The sequence below is a fragment of the Chthonomonas sp. genome, assembly GCF_035294165.1.
In the GTDB taxonomy this organism is placed as follows: domain Bacteria; phylum Armatimonadota; class Chthonomonadetes; order Chthonomonadales; family Chthonomonadaceae; genus Chthonomonas.
The window spans coordinates 1-5,236 of record NZ_DATGLN010000233.1 but is presented as its reverse complement, the minus strand read 5'-3'; the positions used below and the strand labels follow the sequence as shown (position 1 = coordinate 5,236).

The following is a 5,236-nucleotide window of genomic DNA, read 5'->3' as shown; positions in this document are numbered from 1 at the left end:
CCCCCTATCCCATCCTTTCCCCCGATTCGGGAGGTGCTAGCGCACGGCAATGCAGCGGCCAGAGAGATAGACGATTAAGAGAATAAAACAGGCCGCTGAGGCGCCGTCCGCGAGGACGCGCACCGCGAGGTGCCCCTCTCCCCGTTTGGGAGAGGGGCGTTTTGTCTGCTTTAAATTAGCAGACTATAGGGCGATTCGAGGATTTCGCAGAGCCGCTGAAGGAACAGGGCCGCCGGAGCCCCGTCTACCTGACGATGGTCGAACGAGAGACAGAGGTTCATGCAGGCGCGGACTTCTATAGCCCCGTTGCGAACCACCGGCTTTTCCTGAATGCGCCCTACCCCCAGTATGGCCGCCTGCCCCGGCACCAGAATCGGGTTGAAGCTATCTATGCGAAACGGGCCGAGGTTGGTGATGGTGAACGTTCCGCCGCTTACATCGTCTGGGCTAAATTTGCCGCTGCGCACCCGCTCGATGAGAGGCTTCAGTTGCGCGGCCACCTGGCCGAGTGTTAGGCGCTCCACCTGCTTCAAAACGGGCACCACCAACCCCTCTTCCAGCGCGACGGCCACACCGATGTTTTTCGACTTATGTAGGCGGATAACCTCGCCTTCCAAAGTGGCATTAAGGCGCGGATGCTCCTCGAGAGCACGTGCCACCGCCTTCACCAGAATGTCGGTAAACGAGAGACGCACCCCGTAGATGCGCTCCACCTCCGGCAAGAGACGGCTGCGAAGCTCCGAACATGCGCTCATATCCACCTCGGTCACCAAGGTAACGTGGGGTGCGGAAAAGGCGGAACGCACCATATTTTCGGCGATGCGACGTCGCATGCCCGCCAGTGGCAACTCCGTAAAGTCTTGTTGCGGTTCCTGGCGCGCCGTCTGAGCGGTCTCCACATGGCGCCTCACGTCGTCGCTTCGTACGCGGGCACCTGAGGGCGCCGTAGCTGCCACCTCGGTCGCAACACCCAAATCGTCGGCGAGACGAGCCGCCAAAGGGGTAAACCGCGGCGGGCGCGCTGCAGACACCTGTGTTTCTGCAGCGAGATAGGCACGCACATCGCGCTCGATGATGCGCCCCTCCGGCCCTGTGCCTCGTCCCTCCAGTGCGGCGAGCGGTACGCCCTCCTCCTCGGCGAGGCGTCGCGCTCTGGGAGAGATGCGCAGCGAACCGCTCTCGGCAACTACGGATGCAGGGGACTCGGTGGCGGAAGCAACCGGTGCCTTTGCGGCTGCCTCTGCGGCCGAAGCGCCGTTTTGCTGTGGTTCTGAGGAGAGGAGGGCAGCAAAGTCCTCCCCCAGTGCGCCCACAACGGCAATGGGTTGGCGAATGGGAACGGTGGTGTTGGGTGGGGCGAGAATCTTCAACAGCACGCCGTCGGCCTCCGCCTCTACCTCCATAGAGGCCTTGTCGGTCTCCACCTCAAGCAGAGGCTCGCCTTTACGAACCTCTTCTCCCTCCGCTTTCAACCAACGAAGGATGGTGCCCTCCTCCATGGTGTTGCCAAGCTGGGGCATGACGATCAGTTGTGCCATAAAAATCGAGACAGGGGGCTATCGCCGCCACGGGGAACTGTCTCGTCGCTTTTGAGACGACAGAAGACTGCCCAAACCGACGTATCCCCAGTCCACTCCTCCTTTCTTTTGCGATGTGTTTGGTCTATACTTCCGTTGCTCAAACCATGTTCAAATGGAACAGGTTCGATTCCTGCTTCAACGAGCCACGGCTCAAGGCCGAGCTAGGGGCCTACAGAAAATCTTTCAATTTTCTGGGGTAGGGCGCCTTTGGGCGCCTATTTTATTTCTTAATCGCCTCTTTCTCTGGCCGCTGCGTTGCAGTCCGCTTTTACAGCCCCCACCCCCACTCCCCTCCCCCTATTAGGGAGAGGGGAGACCAGTAAGTTTATCGGCTGGTTTCTGTGATAATCTTCCCTTCGGAAACTAACCATAATCGCCCCCTTTCTCCCTGATAGGGGGAAAGGATGGGATAGGGGGCGAACAAGATAAGCTCACTTTGTTGACTGGCTCCAGAACCATGAAGCCGGTAGTCTTTGCAGCCCCGCCCCCTGCCCCACAAGGACACCTTTCCCCTTATGGGGCGTCGGCAACCGACTTCGAAGCCCTGCCGCTTACAACGGCGAGGGCAAGCTAGCCACTTTAGAGAGGCGGTTGTTGGCAGTCCGTTCTCTCTTTCTGCAAAAGCATAGCATTCGGGCACACCCTAGCGCCTACACGGGGGTAAGCACGGCCTTTACCACCTCTCCGCACGCCATGGCTTCAAAACATTCACGCCACTGAGGCAGAGGGGCTACGCGATTTAACACGGGCCTCAGGTCAATTTGACCGGAGGCCAACATGGCCAACACGCGCTCCCAAACCGGCCAGTTGTGGCTGAACGAACCCTGTATGGTTAGATTCTTGGCCACCACGGGGTCGAGCGAGTAGCCACAAGGCTGCGGCCCCCAGCCCACCTTCACGATCTGGGCGGTGGGGCGGGCCAACTGCATGGCGGTTTGCAGCGAGGCACTGGCCCCAGAAGCATCCACCACCACATCAAAGCCATAGCCATCGCCGAAATGCTTGGCGGTATCGCCCATCTTTTGAGGCGACAGCGCAAACACGTGCGTTGCTCCTACGGCACGCGCGGCTTCAAGACGATGTCTATCGGCCGGCAGGCCGTAAACCACAAGTGGGTTGGCACCGTTGAGATGCGCCATGAGCGTGCAGAGAATGCCGATAGGCCCCGGCCCCAGCACGGCCACAGCGTCACCTGGGCGGATATGGGCGTTTATACAGACGGCATTATAGGCCACACAACACGGCTCGGTGAGGGCTGCACGCTCGAAGGGAAGCGACTCCGGCAGAAGATGAAGGCAGCGTTCGGGTACCCGCACATAGCGCGCCATAGCGCCATCTACCCCATAACCGAAACCAAGCCTTGCAGGGTCTAGGTTGTAAAGCCCGCGCCGGGTAAACGGCGAATCGGGGTCAATAACGGCAGCGGTCTCTCCCGTTACCCTATCGCCCTCCTGAAAACGGCGAACGCGCGCCCCTTTGGCCACAACCACGCCGGCGTACTCATGGCCCAGAATCACCGGGTAGTTCACCTTCCAACTCTGCGTAGCGTGATACTGATGAAGGTCGCTGCCGCAAATGCCCACCGCCTTTACCTCCAGCAGAACATCCTCTTCGCCGATGCTCGGCACGGACACCTCGCGCAGCTCCACCGCGCCCGCGCGCTCCGCATAGTTGACTAAAGCCACCATCTTCTCCGACATTGCCGTCTCCTTTATCCTGCCTTCACGCGGGCGATGACCTCCGGTAGCGACAACGTGCCGGCATACAGCGCCTTCCCGATGATCGCTCCCTCAACGTTAGGATGTTGTTGGCGCAGTTGGAGAAGGGCCTCGATATCCTTCATGCTAGTAACACCGCCGGAGGCGATGAGTGGCCGCCCTTGCGCCGCCTGGGCCGCATTGCGAATGGCCTCTAAATTCACCCCCTCAAGCATCCCGTCTTTTGAGATGTCGGTGAACACGAATCGTCTGGCACCCAGCTTCACCATCCGAGCAATGAAGCTGAGGGCCGGTTCGTTTACCTGCATCTGCCACGCCTGAATGGCCACCATGCCGTCCCGTGCATCTACCCCAACGGCGATCTTCTCGCCATACACGGTAAACAACCCCTCGATCAGCTTCTCCTCGGTGGCCGCGGTCGTTCCTACCACAACACGCTCCACGCCAAGGCGCAACATCCTTTCTACAACCTCCCCGTTGCGTACCCCACCACCGAACTGCACCGGCAACCCTACTTGTCGAACGATCTGGCGCAGAACTTCGAGGTTCGTGGGGTCTGGACTGCCCTTGCGGGCCCCGTCGAGGTCTACAATATGCAGTCGTTGAGCGCCTTCCGCCTTCCACCGCTTGGCCATCTTTAAGGGGTCTTCCGAATAGGTGGTGATCTGCGAGAACTGCCCTTGGCTAAGGCGCACGCATTTCCCACCTTTCAAGTCAATGGCCGGATAGATGTCCATTCCAAACCCTCTCTTTCGCCTGCTGAAATCTACCAGTTCACGAAGTTCTGCAGAATGCGCAGCCCAACAGCACCGCTCTTTTCCGGGTGAAACTGCGTGGCAGACACGTTCTCTTTCTCGATGGCGCAGCAGAACTCCTCCCCATATGTGCTCGTGGCGATAACCACAGAAGGATCGACCGGGCAGGGAAAGTAGGAGTGCACAAAATAGACCCTATCACCCTCCTGCAAGCCGCATAGCAGCTTCGAGGGGCGCGTAAGGTGCAGCGCGTTCCAACCGATATGAGGCACCTTTAATTCCGACGCATCGGGATGCCCTCCGTCCTCAAAAAAAGCCCTTACCCGACCCGGCAGCACCCCCAAACCGGCCGTTGTGCCCATCTCTGTGCTCTCCTCAAACAGCATCTGAAGTCCAAGACAGATACCTAAAAACGGTTTGCCGCTGCGGATGTGCTGCAAAACGGCCTCTTGCAGGCCGCTGCGCTGCAGATTGCTCATTGCGGCGCAAAAAGCTCCCACGCCGGGCAACACCACCTTCTCCGCCCGCGCAATAACATCGGGGTCGGAGGTAATCTTGGCCTCCCCTCCCACCCGCTGCAACGCCTTCTCCACGCTGCGCAGATTGGCCATACCGTAGTCTACAATGGCAATCATATTTATTTACTCTCCACCAAATGTTTCTATCAAAGCACCCCCTAAAGAATCTTAGCATAGAATGAAGGGAAGAGTAAGAGGCTGCAGAAACTGTCAGTCTTGCGGCTCTAGAGGCAGTTTGTAAAGCGAGCCTCTCACGTTCGCCCCCTATCCCTTCCTTTCCGTCTTGCAGACGGCGATGCAGCGGCCAGTGAGATAGGTCTTAAGGCAATAAAACTGGCCGCTGAGGAGTCCACTGCTAGGTGCCCCCTGCCCGGCAGGGAAGGGGCGGTAGACGTAGGAGATAGCAAAAACCCCCTCATCTGTGCGATGAGGGGGGCAGAACCATCACGAAAAAGCTTTAAGCGTAGATTCTCTGTATATCGAAACCGTCACGTTGGGAGACTTGAGGGCTTACCGCCCCGATATTCTCCTCGAACGTTTGCAAGTTACCCAGAGCGGTGACGCAGGTATGGAAGATCGGCTTGCCGTCGGGGCGCTTGCGCGATAGCGTGTAACGCAGCAGGGCGCGACCCGGCTGCCCCGGCGCGTTCCACTCCTGCATGAAC

Annotated in this window: 5 protein-coding genes; all 5 read right to left on the bottom strand. The window is 59.1% G+C overall.

What is annotated here, in order from left to right; translation table 11 throughout:
- Nucleotides 1–170: 170 nt before the first annotated feature.
- Nucleotides 171–1,538, bottom strand: a complete 1,368-nt coding sequence (locus tag VKV29_RS13120) for a dihydrolipoamide acetyltransferase family protein (protein ID WP_324201764.1) — start codon at nucleotides 1,536–1,538, stop codon at nucleotides 171–173.
- 692 nt (nucleotides 1,539–2,230) lie between these two features.
- Nucleotides 2,231–3,280, bottom strand: coding sequence for a zinc-binding dehydrogenase (locus tag VKV29_RS13115; RefSeq protein WP_324201763.1), 1,050 nt, complete (start codon nucleotides 3,278–3,280; stop codon nucleotides 2,231–2,233).
- An 11-nt stretch (nucleotides 3,281–3,291) separates the two neighbouring features.
- A complete protein-coding gene (gene hisA / locus VKV29_RS13110; protein WP_324201762.1) occupies nucleotides 3,292–4,035 on the bottom strand; it encodes a 1-(5-phosphoribosyl)-5-[(5-phosphoribosylamino)methylideneamino]imidazole-4-carboxamide isomerase in 744 nt (247 codons plus the stop codon).
- Between the two features lie 29 nt (nucleotides 4,036–4,064).
- Entirely contained in the window at nucleotides 4,065–4,694 is a 630-nt protein-coding gene (hisH, locus tag VKV29_RS13105; RefSeq protein WP_343217376.1) for an imidazole glycerol phosphate synthase subunit HisH, read from the bottom strand.
- Nucleotides 4,695–5,028: 334 nt separating this feature from the next.
- A partial coding sequence (locus VKV29_RS13100; protein WP_324201760.1) for a hypothetical protein occupies nucleotides 5,029–5,236 on the bottom strand: 208 nt, incomplete at its 5' end.

Excerpts from the sequence above, each read along its gene's own strand:
- VKV29_RS13120 (WP_324201764.1), bottom strand. The coding sequence starts at position 1,538 with ATGGCACAACTGATCGTCATGCCCCAGCTTGGCAACACCATGGAGGAG.
- hisA (WP_324201762.1), bottom strand. The coding sequence starts at position 4,035 with ATGGACATCTATCCGGCCATTGACTTGAAAGGTGGGAAATGCGTGCGC.
- VKV29_RS13115 (WP_324201763.1), bottom strand. The coding sequence starts at position 3,280 with ATGTCGGAGAAGATGGTGGCTTTAGTCAACTATGCGGAGCGCGCGGGC.